The following is a 14,973-nucleotide window of genomic DNA, read 5'->3' as shown; positions in this document are numbered from 1 at the left end:
TGGATTCAAGAATTAACAACCGCTAATATTTTGTCCGGATTGATTCCATGCCCTACACGGACAAAAACCATGCGTATCCAGATCGGCCTGCTCGCAGCAAGCCTGCTCCTTCAAGCCTGCAGTTCCGCCCCCACCCTCGACACTGCGGAAAGGGACAAGTACAACCCGGACACCACCGCACGCGTACGCCTGTACGGCAACAACGGTGGTTCAATCCGGCTCTACCCCGGCAAGGACTGCAATACCGCGACCAAGGCTGATGTCGTCAGCGGTTCCGGTAGTCATCTAGAAAGTTTCAAGTCCATGCTTGGCGATCATCAGGTCAAAAGCATCGGCATGCCTGACTCGGCACACTCAAAGAACCTGGGGTACGGGGAAACGATTACCGAGAAGGTCATTCCCGCCAGCGCTCCACTGACAGTGGTAATGCATTTCGGCTCGCCAAACAGCTATTGCTTCCCGCCTCCTGCAGCGTTCACACCGCAACCCGGCAAGAATTACGAAGCGTTTCTGCACTTCGAGAACAAACGCTGCTACCTCAAGATCGATGTAATCGGTATCGATGGCGCAGTAACACCGCAACCGTACGATGTTTGCAGCAAGGACCTGCTCAAGGAATTGAACAAGCCGGATCCGTATACCGGCCCCAAAGTCTGACCAAATCCGGAATTTGGTCGGAGTTGTTGTCTTCAGACAATGGCTTGAATGCCTACGGTCATCCACGCTATTTTGCTTGCCGAAACGTGTGCCACGCCTTTTCAATCCGAGGGGAAAAGCCCGATGCACAGCATGATTGCGAAAGAAATCGATGGCATCGTCCTGCAGGCCGCCCGCAACAACGCGCAGTGGTGCGATGCCGTTTGCCGCGCGCACGGGCTGGACAGCGCGCTCGACGGAGACGTCTGGGCCAGCCCCCGGCGTACCCCGCCCTATTACCCCGACGCGGTAACGCTGAACCCGACCGCATCCGAAGCGTCGGTTCTGGCCCGCATCGACACCGGCAATCCGGGCTGTTCGGTCAAGGACAGCTTCGCCCGCCTCGATCTGGCGCCGGCCGGCTTCGAGATCCTCTTCGATGCGCAATGGACTCACCGCCCGGCGAATGCATCCGCGGGTATGCCCGCTGCCACCACGTCGGCGATCCCGCTTGAATGGCGCCGGATCAGCTCGGCCACCGGACTGGCGGACTGGGAAGCGGCCTGGGGCGGCACCGAGAGTACCGGCCTGTTCCGCCCCGCCCTGCTGACCAAGGAGATCGCTTTCCTCGCAGGTCTGGACGCCAGCGGGCACATCGTTGCTGGCGCCGTGGCCAACCGTACCGGTGATGTCGTCGGCCTCTCCAACGTATTCGCCACTGACGGCATCCCGGCCGATCTTGCCTGGCATGGCAGTCTGGCCCTGATCGCAACGCTGTGGCCGGGCCGGGCTGTCGTCGGCTACGAATCCGGCGCCGATCTGCATACCGCGATCCGTCACGGCTTCCGGCCGGTGGGGCCGCTGCGGATCTGGCTGCGGGCATCCTAGCGCCTCATCGGATCCGAACCGGACTCATTCCACCGGCGATCGCCACTGCCGCGCCGGCCAATGGATGCGCCGGAGGCAACCAGCCGCATGGATCGTGCGCCGGCCTCGGCGTTCGACCCTTGCACGGCGCATCTAAATCGCCATGTCTTGTCGCAACGACGCCGAGTGCGCGTGAATGGCGTCCCAAAGCCGACGCGCGACCGGCCCGTGGGGCCGGTCTCTACGGCGTGCCGCGACCAGCTCGACAACATTGCCGGGCAGGTAGTCCCCGGCGATCGACAGCAGCCGGCCGTCGCGCAACTCCTCGTCGATCAGGAAGCGGGGCAAATGCCCCCACCCCATACCATGCAGGATCAGCTCCTTTTTCATCGGCTGATCGGCCACCGTGCACTGGTGCGCCCCTTCGATGATGAAATAGTTGCGGGCAACCGAATGCTGCGCGGTATTGCGGATCACGCATTGGGTAAAGCCGCGCATCCGGGCCGGCGTGATGTCGCGCGAGACCGGAAACGGCAAAAAGCCGGCTGCGACCACCAGGATGAAGGGGATCTCGCCCAGTGCGATGCATTCCAGCCGCGGGTCGCTCCGGTCCGCGTGGTGCAGGATCAGGTCGGCATCGTTGTCGAACAGGCGTTCCTGCGGCCCGTCGATCGCTTCGAAATGCAAGTCCAGCCTTGTCACCGGGCAGCGCGCGAAAAAGCGGCTCAACCACGCCAGGATCGGCGGCCGTGGACACACGTCGCCGATTACCACACGCAGCACGCTCTCCTCGCCCATCGCCAGCTGGGACGCATGCGCCTGAAGCCCCTCCATTTCCCGCAGCAAGGTCTGCGCACGCAGCAGGAACGATCGCCCCGCGTCGGTCGCCTGTACGCGGTAGCCACTGCGATCCAGCAGGCGCAGACCGAGCTGGCGCTCCAGCTTGGCGACCGCGGCAAACACTGCCGGGTGGGTCCGATGCAGCACCGCAGCCGCCGACTGGAAGCCCCCGGTACTGACCACGGCATCGAAACATTGCAGCTCGTGCAGCGTGAAATCGCTCATGTTTGAAATACCTACAAAGAATCTAGAATCTTTGTAATTTTTTATGGGCAAGACCGCAACTAGGCTTCGTTTCGCCGGGTGCTCGGTGGTGCGGATGCGCCACCACGACGTCCCGTCCGACAACGCCATCAAAAGGATGCGGCAACATGGAAAATCGTCTTTTCTTCACGACCGGCGACGGCTGCAGGATCGCCTTTCGCCTTGACGGACCGGCGGACAAGCCGGTCCTGATGCTGTCGAACTCGATCGCCACGGCGCTGGAAATGTGGGACATGCAGATCGCCAGTCTCGCCAACCACTTCCGTGTGCTGCGCTATGACATGCGCGGTCACGGACAATCCGCCGCACCGGCCGGTGCCTACTCGCTGGACAGGCTGGGCCGTGATGTCGTCGAGCTGCTGGACGCGCTGGACATCCGGCGTGTCGATTTCTGCGGCCTGTCGCTCGGGGGCATGGTCGGCCAGTGGCTCGGCATCCATGCCGCCGACCGGATCGATCGGCTGATCCTGTGCAACACCTCGCCTTACCTTGAAACGGCCGAACAGTTCGACGCCATGATTCGCGGGCTGGCGGACACCGACGACATGTCGGACATGGCCGATATGTTCATCGGCAACTGGTTTCCGCCTGCGATGCGGGAAACGCCGAACGCCGTGGTCGACGGCTTCCGCAACATGGTGCTGGCCACGTCGCCGCAAGGCCTCGCCGGCAACTTCGCCGCCGTCCGCGACATGGATTTGCGCCGCACCGTCGCCCTTGTGGATCGCCCGACCCTCGTCATCGCCGGGCAGTACGACACGGTCACGCTCGCCAGCCACAGCGAGGAAATCGCAGCCACCATTCCCGGCGCCGAACTCGTCGTCCTGCCGGCGGTGCACATCACCAATGTCGAGTTGCCCGATGCGTTCATGGCCAGTGTCATGGCCTTTCTGAGACCGGCCACCTGATCGCGCCGTCGAGCTGCAACGGCTCGCCGGCCTCGCAACCCGGGCCGGCGCGCGCGATCCGCTCACGCTGCTGATGAAGGCGCCTATCGGCATCGATTGCGGGCAGTGGTGCCGGCGGCACCCCTGATCGGGGCCGCTTTGACGGATTGACGCCCGCCCGGATGCTGCGGAAGTCGGGCGTCAGCGCCCGCTGAACCGGTTGTTCAGCATGATCCCTGCGACCACCAGAATCGCGCCTACAGCAATGGCCGGTGTGATCACTTCACCGAACAGCAGGCTGCCCAGCAGTACGGCGGACACCGGGTTGAGCGCGATGAACGCACCGGCACGGCTGGCGCCGATCTGGCGGATGCCGTCGTAGTACCAGATGTAGGCCAGCGCCGAACTGAGCCCGCCGAGATAGAGCAGGCTGAGCCACTGCGCCAGGCTCAGGTTCGCGACGCCCGTCCAGGCGGCGGCCGGCAGGAACCAGCCCGCGGTCGCAACCAGCATCGCCGTACCGATCCAGATCGAGTAGCAGACCGTAAGCAACGCCCCGATCACCGTCGACACGCTGCGGGACAACACGCTGTACAACGCCCAGCACAGCACGCAGCCGAGAATCAGTGCATCCCCGGCCCGGTTCTGTGGTGCCGGACTGCCGGGTACATCACGGTGAACGATCACCCAGGCGGCGCCGAACACGCACAGTGCAATGCCGATGCCCTGCAGCCGTGTCAGCCGTTCGCGAAAGAACAGCCAGGACAGCAGCGCGATCGCCGCCGGATTCAGTGCGACGATCAGCGCCGCACGCGATGCCGTGGTCTGCTGCAGCCCGAGAAAAAAGCACAGGTTGTACAAAAAAATGCCGCACAGCCCCAGCAAGGCCAGTTGCCCCCATTGCCGTGCATCCGGCATCACCAGCCGCTGCCGGGTCAGCAGCAGATAGCCCAGCAGCATCGCGCTGGCGACGATGAAGCGCAGGCTGGCCGCCAGCAACGGCGCCAGCTCGCCAGCCAGATGCCTCCCGGCGACGAACGAACCGCCCCAGATCACCGATACCAGCGTCAGCTGTGCATAGCTGGACCAAGGGCCGGACGGCCCGGCCAGGCTCGCTTGCATCTCCGACATCGAACCGCTCCGGTGAAATGATCAGGAAGACGAAAGTATGCTCATGCAATGCAATAGTAAAATGAGCAATAACTCATGAATGGCGCGGCAGCATGACACTCACGCAGCTGGAAATCTTTGCGCTGATCGCCGATCTTGGCAGCTTCACCGCAGCGGCCAACCGCCTCGGCATCTCGCAATCCGCGGTCTCGCACGCACTCAGGGCGTTCGAGCAGGAACTCGGCATCGAATTGCTGCAGCGACGACATGGCGGCATCACGCTGACCGAAGCCGGCCAGCAGACCCTGAACCAGGCACGGACCCTGCTCGGCGTTGCCGAAACCATGCGGCAAACCGCCGCCGAAGCACGCGGTCTGCAGCGCGGCACGCTGCGTATCGGCTCTTTCGGTCCGACCTCGTCGGTCCGTCTGCTGCCGACGATCCTGACGGCATTTCGCACCACCCACCCCGGCATTGACGTGTTCATCGACGAGGGACCGGACCGGCAGATCCTGCACTGGCTGGACGAGCGCCGCATCGACCTCGGGTTCGTCGTTTTGCCGCATGAGCGCTTCGACACGCACGCGCTGGCACAGGACCAGCTGGTCGCATTGCTGGCGCCCGGCCATCCCCTGGCCACACAGGCCTCGGTCACCCTGCCCGACCTGTGCAACGACGCCTTCATCCTGACCGAAGCCGGCTCGGCCGAACTCGTGACCTCGTTGTTTGCGCAGGCCGGCTGCACACCGCGCATCCGCTACCGCTACACCCAGCTGCTCAATACCCTTGACGCGGTAGCCCGTGGCGACGGCGTGACCGTGGTCGCCGAAAGTGCCTTGCCTCGCCAGACCGGTGCGAACTGGACCGCGCGGCCGCTGACGCCGCCAGCCCTGCGCAGCATCGGGCTGGCGATGCTCGACGAAAGCAAGTGCTCGCCGGCAGCCCGCGCCTTCGTGAAGATCGCGCTGCAACTCGAGCGGGCCGGCGCGCTGACGTTGTAGCCGACGGATCACGAGGGGATGTATCCGTACATCGGCACAACGTGCGGGTAACGCACAATGAAAAAGCCCGCCATGCGGCGGGCTTTCGGGTGACGGCCTTTCAGCCTTATTCCCACTCGATCGTTGCCGGCGGCTTGCCGCTCACGTCGTACACCACGCGGTTCAGGCCACGGACTTCGTTGATGATGCGGTTCGACACGCGGCCCAGCAGGCTGTACGGCAGCTCGGCCCAGTGCGCGGTCATGAAGTCGCTGGTGACCACGGCGCGCAGCGCCACCACCCATTCGTAGGTACGGCCGTCGCCCATCACGCCGACCGACTTCACCGGCAGGAACACGGCAAAGGCTTGCGAGGTCAGGTCGTACCAGGTCTTGCCGCTGTGTTCGTCGACGGTGTTGCGCAGCTCTTCGATGAAGATGGCGTCGGCACGTTGCAGCAGCTCGGCATATTCGGCCTTCACTTCACCGAGGATGCGCACGCCCAGACCCGGGCCCGGGAATGGGTGGCGGTAGACCATCTCGTGCGAGAGACCCAGCGCGACACCCAGTTCGCGTACTTCGTCCTTGAACAGGTCGCGCAGCGGTTCGAGCAACTGGAGGTTCAGCGTTTCCGGCAGACCGCCCACGTTGTGGTGGCTCTTGATCGCGTGCGCCTTCTTGGTCTTGGCGCCAGCCGATTCGATCACGTCCGGGTAGATCGTGCCCTGCGCCAGCCATTTGGCGGCCGGCAGCTTCTGGGCTTCGGCCTGGAAGACTTCGACGAATTCGCGGCCGATGATCTTGCGCTTGGCTTCCGGATCGGTCACGCCGGCCAGATGGCCCATGAACTGATCGCGGGCATCGACACGGATCACCTTCACGCCCAGACCGCGGGCGAACATGTCCATCACCATATCGCCTTCGTTCAGGCGCAGCAGGCCATGATCGACGAACACGCAGGTCAGCTGGCTGCCGATCGCGCGGTGAATCAGCGCGGCTGCAACGCTGGAATCGACGCCGCCGGACAGGCCCAGAATCACTTCGTCATTGCCGACCTGCTCGCGGATTTTTTTCACCGCCTCGTCGATGTAGTTCGGCATGGTCCAGCTGGGCTGTGCGCCGACGATACCGAGCACGAAGCGGTGCAGCATGTCGGTACCGCGCTTGGTATGCGTCACTTCAGGGTGGAACTGCACGCCGTAGAAGTGGCGCGTTTCGTCAGCCATCGCCGCGTACGGGCACGACGGCGTTTCGGCGATCATCTGGAAGCCGGCCGGCAAGGCGGTGACCTTGTCGCCATGGCTCATCCACACGTCCAAGAGGCCGTGGCCTTCGGCGTTGGTGCGATCCTGCAGGCCGTTGAACAGCTGCGAATGATTGCGGGCGCGGATTTCGGCGTAGCCGAATTCGCGCTTGTCGCCCCCTTCCACCTTGCCACCCAGTTCCTGCGCCATCCACTGCATGCCGTAACAGATGCCGAGCACCGGCACACCGAGTTCGAATAGCTTCGGGTCGGCCTGATAGTCGCTCTCGTACACCGAGTTCGGGCCGCCGGACAGAATGATCCCCTTCGGGTTGAACGCACGAATGTCGTCGATCGACATGTCGAACGGGTGCAGTTCGCAGTACACATGGGCTTCGCGCACGCGCCGTGCGATCAGCTGGGAGACTTGCGAGCCGAAGTCGAGGATGAGGATTTTGTCCAGGGCTTGATCCATTGCCGGTTCCAGATTTCAGGTGACGGGTAACCCGTTATTTTAACGCGATAAAGCACTGGCCGCGAGCATGCCGGATTACCGGCCTCAGTCCGCCGCCTTGTGTGCCCCCGCCGATGCAAGCCTCAGCGCCCTTTGCCACGGCAATCTACGCTGACAGCATCTCGGTTTCCGGTTCAAGGCCTTCGGATGTCGATTGCCCAGTTGCTGTCCGAATACGGCTATCTCGCCGTGTTCATCGGATGCCTGTTCGAAGGCGAAACGGTGCTGATCCTCGCCGGCTTTGCCGCGCACGAAGGTTATCTATCGTTGCCGCTGGTGCTGCTGACGGCGCTGTGCGGCGGCACGCTCGGCGATCAGGTCTTCTTCCTGCTCGGCCACCGCTTCGGCCCGCAGCTGATCGCCCGTTTTCCGCGCTGGCAGCCGGCGGCCGAGCGCGTCAGCGCGCTGCTTCGCCGTTATCATTCGGGCCTGATCATCGGCATCCGCTTCATGTACGGCCTGCGCATCGTCGGCCCGATCATGATCGGCAGCAGCGGCATCCCGATCCGCCGCTTTGTCGTGCTGAATCTGTTGGGGGCGGCGCTGTGGGCCACCGTCGTCGGCGGCGCCGGCTACGCCTTCGGCCAGTCCGTACAGTGGCTGTTCGCCGGCGCCAGCCACTATGAAGCCATTGCCGTGATCAGTGTCATTGGTGCGGCACTGCTCGTCGCAGTCCTGCGCCACCGCTGGCGCCGCAACCGTTAGTCCGGCAGGACTGCCAGCCTCGGCCCGGATTACAACCGAAGTGCATAATTCCCTTGTGAGATTTGTTTATCTCCAGAAAGATTTTGCCGTTATATAGCGCTTGGCTAAAATACCGCCCTTGCGGCTAAAAGCCGAGACACCCAAGACCGCACGCGCCCACAAGGTTGCTTTGTGACCACCACGATCCAGTTCAAGAACATCCACAAGTCCTATCGCGTCAGCGGACAAGACATCCCGGCACTGTCGGGCATCGACCTGACGATCAATCCCGGTGAAATTTTCGGCATGATCGGCCACTCCGGCGCCGGCAAATCCACGCTGGTCCGCCTGATCAACCTGCTCGAGCGCCCCAGCGGTGGCGAGCTGCTGATCGACGGTGACGACATCACCCGTTTCGATGACGATGCATTGCGGGCACTGCGCCGCCGCATCGGCATGATCTTCCAGCACTTCAACCTGCTGTCGAGCAAGACCGTCGCCGACAACGTGGCCTTCCCGCTCAGGCTTGCCGGCAAGAAAAGCCGCGCCGAAACCGATGCCCGCGTCGCGGAGCTGCTGGCGCGCGTCGGCCTGTCCGAGCACGCGAGCAAGTATCCGAGCCAGCTTTCCGGTGGCCAGAAACAGCGCGTCGGTATCGCCCGCGCGCTGGCGACCGAGCCGAAAATCCTGCTGTGCGACGAAGCCACCAGTGCGCTCGACCCGCAAACGACGCAATCGGTGCTGCGGCTCTTGGCCGAAATCAACCGCGAACTCGGCCTGACCATCGTGCTGATCACGCACGAGATGGACGTGATCCGGACGATCTGCGATCGCGTCGCGGTGCTCGACGGCGGCAAGATCGTCGAGCACGGCCCGGTTGCCGACGTTTTCCTGCATCCGAAGCACATCACCACCAAGCGCTTCGTGCAGGAATCCGAACACGTCGACGAAAACGAACAGAACGACGATTTCGCCCACGTGCCCGGCCGCATCGTCCGGCTGACGTTCCGTGGCGAAGCAACGTACGAGCCGGTGCTCGGCAAGGTCGCCCGCGATTGTGGCGTCGATTTCTCCATCCTCGCCGGCCGGATCGACCGGATCAAGGACACGCCGTACGGCCAGCTGACGCTGGCCCTGACCGGCGGCGACATTGATGCCGCGCTGGCCCGATTCGAATCCGAAGGACTGACCGTCGAGGCACTGCGCGATGCTTGAAACCCTGCTCCCCAACGTCGACTGGATCGACCTGTGGCAAGCCTGTCATGACACGTTCTCGATGCTCGGCTGGTCCTTGCTGTTCACGCTGGTACTCGGCCTGCCGCTCGGCGTGCTGCTGTTCCTGACCGGCAAGCGCCAGCTGTTGTCGCAACCGGTGGTCTACGGCCTGCTGTCCTTCGTCGTCAACGTGCTGCGGTCGGTGCCCTTCGTGATCCTGCTGATCGTGATGATCCCGCTGACCACGCTGATCACCGGTACGTCGTTCGGCGTGGCCGGCGTGGTGCCGCCGCTGGTCGTCGGCGCGACGCCGTTCTTTGCCCGTCTGGTCGAGACCGCACTGCGCGAAGTCGACCGCGGCATCATCGAAGCCACGCAGGCCATGGGCGCGACGACACGGCAGATCGTGTTCGGCGCGCTGCTGCCCGAAGCCCTGCCCGGCATCCTCGCCGCTGCAACGGTCACCGCGATCACGCTGGTGTCGTACTCGGCCATGTCCGGCCTCGTCGGCGGCGGTGGCCTTGGCGACCTTGCCGTCCGCAATGGCTATCAGCGCTTCCAGACCGACGTGATGGTCGTCACCGTCATCCTGCTGCTGGTGCTGGTCCAGGCGCTGCAGATGGCCGGCGACCGTCTGGTCACCCATTTTTCCCGCAAGTAAACCGTCGGGCCTCCCCATCCGGATGCGCCCGGCTCATCGAAAGTCCCACAAGGAGAGAAAGCAATGAAAAAGATCCTCGCTCTGATCGCTGCCGCCGTGGCACTGAACGCCACCGCAGCCGACAAGCTCGTCGTCGGCGCAACCGCCGTGCCGCACGCCGAGATCCTCGAGTTCGTGAAGCCGCAGCTCGCCAAGGAAGGCGTCGAGCTCGACGTCAAGGTGTTCACCGACTACGTGCAGCCGAACGTGCAGGTCGCCGAGAAGAAGCTCGACGCCAACTTCTTCCAGCACAAGCCGTATCTGGACGAATTCAACAAGGGCAAGGGCACCAACCTCGTGACCGTGGTCGGCGTGCACATCGAGCCGTTCGGCATCTACTCGACCAAGCTCAAGAAACTGGCCGACCTGAAGGAAGGCGCCACCGTGGCGATCCCGAACGACGCCACCAACGGCGGCCGCGCGCTGCTGTTGCTGGAAAAGGCCGGCCTGATCAAGCTGAAGGATTCGTCGAACCTGTCCGCCACCCAGCGTGACATCGTGCAGAACCCGAAGAAGCTGAAGATCAAGGAACTCGAAGCCGCCATGCTGCCGCGCGTGCTGAACCAGGTCGACATCGCCCTGATCAACACCAACTACGCACTCGAAGCCAAGCTGAACCCGACCAAGGATGCGCTGGCGATCGAAGGCAGCCAGTCGCCGTACGTGAACATCCTCGTTGCCCGCCCGGACAACAAGGACAGCGCCGCGCTGAAGAAGCTGTCGGCCGCACTGACCAGCCCGGCCACCAAGAAGTTCATCCTCGACAAGTACAAGGGCGCCGTGGTGCCGGCGTTTTAATGCCAGGCTCCTAGCGTAAAAACAGCCCGGCGTCAGCCGGGCTTTTTGTTGCATCACTCGTAGCATGCATCGGTTATGCTTACACCAAAGTCCGATTCCACCGGCATACCCTCTCGCAAACCGCTTACTCTGATTTGGAGATGCCCGTTGCCAGTGCCTGATGACCGCGATCCGGTCACCCAGACCCAGGAGCTGGTCGCCTGCCACGAATGCGATCAACTCCAGCAGCTGCGCTACCCGCCAGCCTCGCGCATTGTTCGCTGCTGCCGCTGCGGCGCAGTCGTTTACCGCTACCACCCCGATGCCCTGAACCGCACGCTGGCGCTGACGACGGCGTCGCTACTGCTGTTCATCGTCGCCAATGCCTTCCCGATCGTCGCGATCGACATGCAGGGCAACGTGCTGTCGACCAGCATGCTCGGCGCCATCGCCCACCTGTGGACCACCCATGTGCCGGTGGTGGCGATCATGGTCGCGCTGACCACGCTGGTCGTGCCCACGCTGACGATGCTGCTGCTCGTCTACCTGCTGACTCCGCTGCAGCTGGGCTATCGCCCGCCCGGTGCAGCCGAGCTGTTGCGGCTGCTGCACCTGTCCCGGCCCTGGGGAATGATCGAGGTTTACCTGCTCGGCATCCTGGTCTCGATCGTCAAGCTGATGGCCTACGCGGCGGTCATCCCCGGCCCCTCGCTCTGGGCGCTGATGCTGCTGATCCCCTTGATGGCCGCGATGATGGGCACCCTGCACCCGGACCAGATCTGGCGACGACTGGAGCAGCTGTCATGACCACCGCCCGCCAGATGCGCCTGGCCGGCTGCCACGATTGCGGCCTGCTCGCGCGCCTGCCCCATGAACATGGCCATTGCCCGCGCTGCGGCGGCGCGCTGCACTTTCGCAAACCCGGCAGTCTGGCCAAGACCTGGGCCTTGCTGATCGCGGCGATGATCCTCTACATCCCGGCCAATACCCTGCCGATGATGATTACCGGTTCGATCGTCGGTACCCAGTCCGACACAATCCTCAGCGGCGTCGTCTACCTGTGGACCTCCGGCGACTGGCCGATCGCGGCACTGGTGTTCTTTGCCAGCATCATGGTGCCGCTGCTGAAGATGATCGCCATCCTGCTGCTGCTGATCACCTGCCAGCGCCGCTCGCGCTGGGCACCGCAACAGCGCACCAGACTGTACCGTCTGGTCGAATTCGTCGGCCGATGGTCGATGCTCGACATCTACGTCGTCACCATCCTCGCCGCGCTGGTCCAAGTGCAGTCACTCGCATCGATTGCCGCCGGCCCCGCCGCCGTTGCCTTTGCCATTGTCGTCGTGCTGACGATGCTGTCGGCCATGAGCTTCGACCCCCGGCTGATCTGGGATCCGGTCGACGAAGAACAAGAAATACCAGGAGAAACCCATGACGCAAACCACTGACCCGCAAGGCGAGCTGCCGCAGGCCAAGGAAGACCCGCCCAAAAAGCGCACGCTGCAGCTGGTGTGGATCATTCCGATCATCGCAGCGCTGGTCGGCGGCTGGCTGGCGGTCAAGACCGTGATGGATCGCGGTCCCGAGATCACCATCAGTTTCCGCTCTGCCGAAGGCATCGAAGCCGGCAAGACCAAGCTCAAGTACAAGGACGTCGACATCGGCGTCATCAAGAGCGTTGCCCTCGCCCCCGACCGCAAGTCGGTGGTCGCCACCGCGCAGATGGCCAAGGACACCGACGGCATGCTGGTCAAGGACACCCGGTTCTGGGTCGTCCGCCCCCGCGTGGGCGCCGGCGGCGTCTCGGGGCTCGACACCCTGCTGTCGGGGGCCTACATCGGCATGGACATCGGCAAGAGCCCGGACAACCAGCGGCACTACACCGGACTGGAAACCCCGCCCATCGTCACCTCGGGTCTGCCGGGACGGCAATTCGTGCTCAACACCAATGAAATCGGCTCGCTCGATGTGGGTTCACCGATCTATTACCGCCGCATCCTGGTCGGTCAGGTGACCGGCTACAAGCTCAACGACAACGGCAAGGGCGTCTCGATGGCGGTCTTCGTCAACGCGCCGTACGACAAGTACGTGACGCTGCAAAGCCGCTTCTGGCAGGCCAGCGGCCTCGACGTCAGCCTCGACGCCAACGGCTTCCGGGTCCGGACCGAATCGCTGGCGAGCATCGTCGCCGGCGGGATTGCCTTCCAGGAGCCGGACGACGCCAGCAGCACGGCACGTGCGCCGGAAAATGCCGCGTTCAAGCTGTTCCCGGATCAGGTGCTGGCGATGAAAACGCCGGAGGCCGATGCCCAGACTTTCGTGATGTATTTCCAGGAAAGCCTGCGCGGCCTGTCGATCGGTGCGCCGGTCGACTTCCGCGGCATCGTGGTCGGCGAGGTCAAGTCGATCAGCCTCGAGTACGACCGCAAGGCCAAGAACCTGCTGTTCCCGGTCGAAGTGCTGATCTACCCGAACCGGCTCAAGGCCCGCTACCGCAAGGGCACCGGCAATCCGCTCGACGAGAACGGCGCTGCTCACCACAAGATCATCGATGCCTTTGTCGAACATGGCCTGCGCGCACAGTTGCGCACCGGCAACCTTCTGACCGGGCAGCTTTACGTCGCCCTCGACTTCTTCCCGAGTGCCAAAAAAGCCAAGGTCGACTGGAACACCGAACTGGTGGCGATCCCGACCACGCCGGGCAGCTTTGGCGACATGCAGAATACGGCGGCCAGCATTCTGAAGAAGGTGGACAGCATTCCGTTCGAAGGCATCAGCAACGACCTGCGCAAGGCGCTGCAGAACCTCGACGGCACCATCACCCGCACCGACAAGCTGATCGACCGGCTGGATGGCGAAGTCGCGGTCGAAGCCGGCAAGACGCTGGCCCAGGCCAAGGCTACGCTGGCCACCGCCCAGCAAGTGCTGGCCGAAGGCTCGCCGCTGCAAGCCAATCTGGGCAACACCCTCAAGGAAGTCAGCCGTGCCGCCGAATCGCTGCGCAGCCTGACCGATTATCTCGAACGCCATCCCGAGTCGCTGCTGCGCGGCAAACCGGAGGACCAACCATGACCCGCTTTACCCGAACGCTGTTCGCCACCGGGATCACCGCCCTCGTCGTTGCCGGCTGCGCCAGCGCACCGAAGGAGTACTTCTACAGTCTGGGCAGCACGGCACTGACCGATGCACCTGCCGTGGGCGGCAACACCAGCGTGCCGGTCGCGATCAGCGCGGTCACGCTGCCCGAAGCCGTCGACCGGCCGCAGCTCGTCGTCCAACAGTCCGGCGAGCTGCGCATCCAGGATCAGCGACGCTGGATCCAGCCGCTGCGCAGTGACCTGGCCGCAGCGGTGGCCGACCAGTTGGGTCGCCAGCTCGGGACGCAGGTTGCCACGCCGAACCAGGCCGCCGGTGCCGAAGCCCAGTACCGTCTGGCGATCGACATCCAGCGTTTTGATTCGGTTCTGGGCGGCTCGGCCACGCTCGATGCGCTCTGGCGTGTCAGCGACGCCAGCGGCAAGCCGGTGAAAAGCGGCCGCTTCAGTGCCAGCGAGGCGGCCAAGGATGGCGGCTATGACAGCCTGATCGCCGCACACGGGCGACTCGTGGCCAAGCTTTCGCAACAGATCGGCACGCAACTCAAACCGTTGATGGCCGCACCGGCGAAGTAAGGACCGGCGCTCAAACTGGTTGCTATAGAGAAGTAAAAAGCCGCGGTCAAGTTCGTATTGCGCTTGCCCGCGGCAAGCAGGAACGGTGCAATGGCCCCCCTTAAAAACGACACCACAAGGGGACATCCATGCTGCCATCCATCCGCCGTACCGCCGGCCTGCTGCTGATGCTGGGCGCGCTGGTTTCGACCGGTGCCCACGCCAATTCGCCCAATCCGGGCGCACCGGGCAGCTGGCGTGTGCTGGGCACCACCCACGCCAGTCTGGGCCAGGATCACGACACCATTGTGGTCCAGGGGCCTTACGACAATTTCCGCCGGCTCAAATTCCGCGTCTCGGACGCACCGCTGAACATGCAGCACATGACCGTCACCTATGACAACGGCGGCCGTGACAATATCGAAGTTCGTCAGGCGATCGCCCAGGGCGGTGAAAGCCGGATCATCGACCTGCGTGGCGCGGGCAAGCGCAGCGTGCGCCGGGTTGATTTCTGGTACGACACCCGCGGCAAGGGGCATGGCAAGGCCGACGTCACCCTGTTCGGAATGAAATGATCCGCCCGAACCAGTGCAATTGAAAACGGCGC

16 protein-coding genes are annotated in these 14,973 nt (G+C 63.8%); 13 read left to right on the top strand and 3 right to left on the bottom strand.

Annotated features, from left to right (window positions below):
• The first annotated feature begins 69 nt into the window (after positions 1-69).
• Together JMJ54_RS14255 and JMJ54_RS14250 are read left to right on the top strand one after the other, a co-directional pair.
• Positions 70-657, top strand: coding sequence for a hypothetical protein (locus tag JMJ54_RS14255; RefSeq protein WP_203539220.1), 588 nt, complete (start codon positions 70-72; stop codon positions 655-657).
• Between the two features lie 123 nt (positions 658-780).
• Complete coding sequence (locus JMJ54_RS14250) at positions 781-1,524, top strand: hypothetical protein (protein ID WP_203539219.1); 744 nt, start codon at positions 781-783, stop codon at positions 1,522-1,524.
• A gap of 132 nt (positions 1,525-1,656) precedes the next feature.
• Here JMJ54_RS14250 and JMJ54_RS14245 read toward each other — a convergent pair whose 3' ends face one another.
• A complete protein-coding gene (locus tag JMJ54_RS14245) occupies positions 1,657-2,568 on the bottom strand; it encodes a LysR family transcriptional regulator (RefSeq protein ID WP_203539218.1) in 912 nt (303 codons plus the stop codon).
• 146 nt (positions 2,569-2,714) lie between these two features.
• Here JMJ54_RS14245 and JMJ54_RS14240 point away from each other — a divergent pair, with 146 nt between their 5' ends.
• Complete coding sequence (locus tag JMJ54_RS14240) at positions 2,715-3,515, top strand: alpha/beta fold hydrolase (RefSeq protein WP_203539217.1); 801 nt, start codon at positions 2,715-2,717, stop codon at positions 3,513-3,515.
• A 180-nt stretch (positions 3,516-3,695) separates the two neighbouring features.
• Here JMJ54_RS14240 and JMJ54_RS14235 read toward each other — a convergent pair whose 3' ends face one another.
• Complete coding sequence (locus JMJ54_RS14235; protein ID WP_239000102.1) at positions 3,696-4,625, bottom strand: DMT family transporter; 930 nt, start codon at positions 4,623-4,625, stop codon at positions 3,696-3,698.
• A 92-nt stretch (positions 4,626-4,717) separates the two neighbouring features.
• Here JMJ54_RS14235 and JMJ54_RS14230 point away from each other — a divergent pair, with 92 nt between their 5' ends.
• A complete protein-coding gene (locus JMJ54_RS14230) occupies positions 4,718-5,605 on the top strand; it encodes a LysR family transcriptional regulator (protein ID WP_203539216.1) in 888 nt (295 codons plus the stop codon).
• Positions 5,606-5,711: 106 nt separating this feature from the next.
• Here the strand turns inward: JMJ54_RS14230 and guaA are convergent, their stop codons facing one another.
• Positions 5,712-7,301, bottom strand: coding sequence for a glutamine-hydrolyzing GMP synthase (guaA, locus tag JMJ54_RS14225; protein ID WP_203539215.1), 1,590 nt, complete (start codon positions 7,299-7,301; stop codon positions 5,712-5,714).
• 186 nt (positions 7,302-7,487) lie between these two features.
• Between guaA and JMJ54_RS14220 the strand changes: the two genes are divergently transcribed.
• The 9 genes from JMJ54_RS14220 to JMJ54_RS14180 all read left to right on the top strand — a co-directional run bounded on the left by JMJ54_RS14220 (position 7,488) and on the right by JMJ54_RS14180 (position 14,941).
• Positions 7,488-8,045, top strand: coding sequence for a DedA family protein (locus JMJ54_RS14220; RefSeq protein ID WP_203539214.1), 558 nt, complete (start codon positions 7,488-7,490; stop codon positions 8,043-8,045).
• Positions 8,046-8,216: 171 nt separating this feature from the next.
• Positions 8,217-9,239, top strand: a complete 1,023-nt coding sequence (locus tag JMJ54_RS14215) for a methionine ABC transporter ATP-binding protein (RefSeq protein ID WP_308438007.1) — start codon at positions 8,217-8,219, stop codon at positions 9,237-9,239.
• Positions 9,232-9,900: a methionine ABC transporter permease gene (locus tag JMJ54_RS14210; RefSeq protein ID WP_203539213.1), complete on the top strand. Its 669-nt coding sequence runs from the start codon at positions 9,232-9,234 to the stop codon at positions 9,898-9,900. The genes JMJ54_RS14215 and JMJ54_RS14210 overlap by 8 nt, the downstream gene beginning before the upstream one ends.
• 63 nt (positions 9,901-9,963) lie before the next feature.
• The gene (locus tag JMJ54_RS14205; protein WP_203539212.1) at positions 9,964-10,737 is read left to right on the top strand and encodes a MetQ/NlpA family ABC transporter substrate-binding protein; all 774 of its coding nucleotides are present in this window, start codon (positions 9,964-9,966) and stop codon (positions 10,735-10,737) included.
• A 153-nt stretch (positions 10,738-10,890) separates the two neighbouring features.
• The gene (locus JMJ54_RS14200; RefSeq protein ID WP_308438011.1) at positions 10,891-11,523 is read left to right on the top strand and encodes a paraquat-inducible protein A; all 633 of its coding nucleotides are present in this window, start codon (positions 10,891-10,893) and stop codon (positions 11,521-11,523) included.
• Positions 11,520-12,164: a paraquat-inducible protein A gene (locus JMJ54_RS14195; protein ID WP_203539210.1), complete on the top strand. Its 645-nt coding sequence runs from the start codon at positions 11,520-11,522 to the stop codon at positions 12,162-12,164. The genes JMJ54_RS14200 and JMJ54_RS14195 overlap by 4 nt, the downstream gene beginning before the upstream one ends.
• Entirely contained in the window at positions 12,148-13,788 is a 1,641-nt protein-coding gene (locus JMJ54_RS14190; protein ID WP_203539209.1) for a PqiB family protein, read from the top strand. The genes JMJ54_RS14195 and JMJ54_RS14190 overlap by 17 nt, the downstream gene beginning before the upstream one ends.
• Complete coding sequence (locus JMJ54_RS14185; protein WP_203539208.1) at positions 13,785-14,387, top strand: PqiC family protein; 603 nt, start codon at positions 13,785-13,787, stop codon at positions 14,385-14,387. Before JMJ54_RS14190 ends, JMJ54_RS14185 begins: the two co-directional genes overlap by 4 nt.
• A gap of 128 nt (positions 14,388-14,515) precedes the next feature.
• On the top strand, positions 14,516-14,941 hold the full coding sequence (locus JMJ54_RS14180; protein WP_203539207.1) for a DUF2541 family protein: 426 nt from the start codon (positions 14,516-14,518) through the stop codon (positions 14,939-14,941).
• Positions 14,942-14,973: the final 32 nt, after the last annotated feature.

The organism is Jeongeupia naejangsanensis, assembly GCF_016865585.1.
GTDB classification, from domain to species: domain Bacteria; phylum Pseudomonadota; class Gammaproteobacteria; order Burkholderiales; family Chitinibacteraceae; genus Jeongeupia; species Jeongeupia naejangsanensis.
Note: the sequence above shows the minus strand (reverse complement) of the source record. Positions and strands in the feature narration are given on the sequence as shown.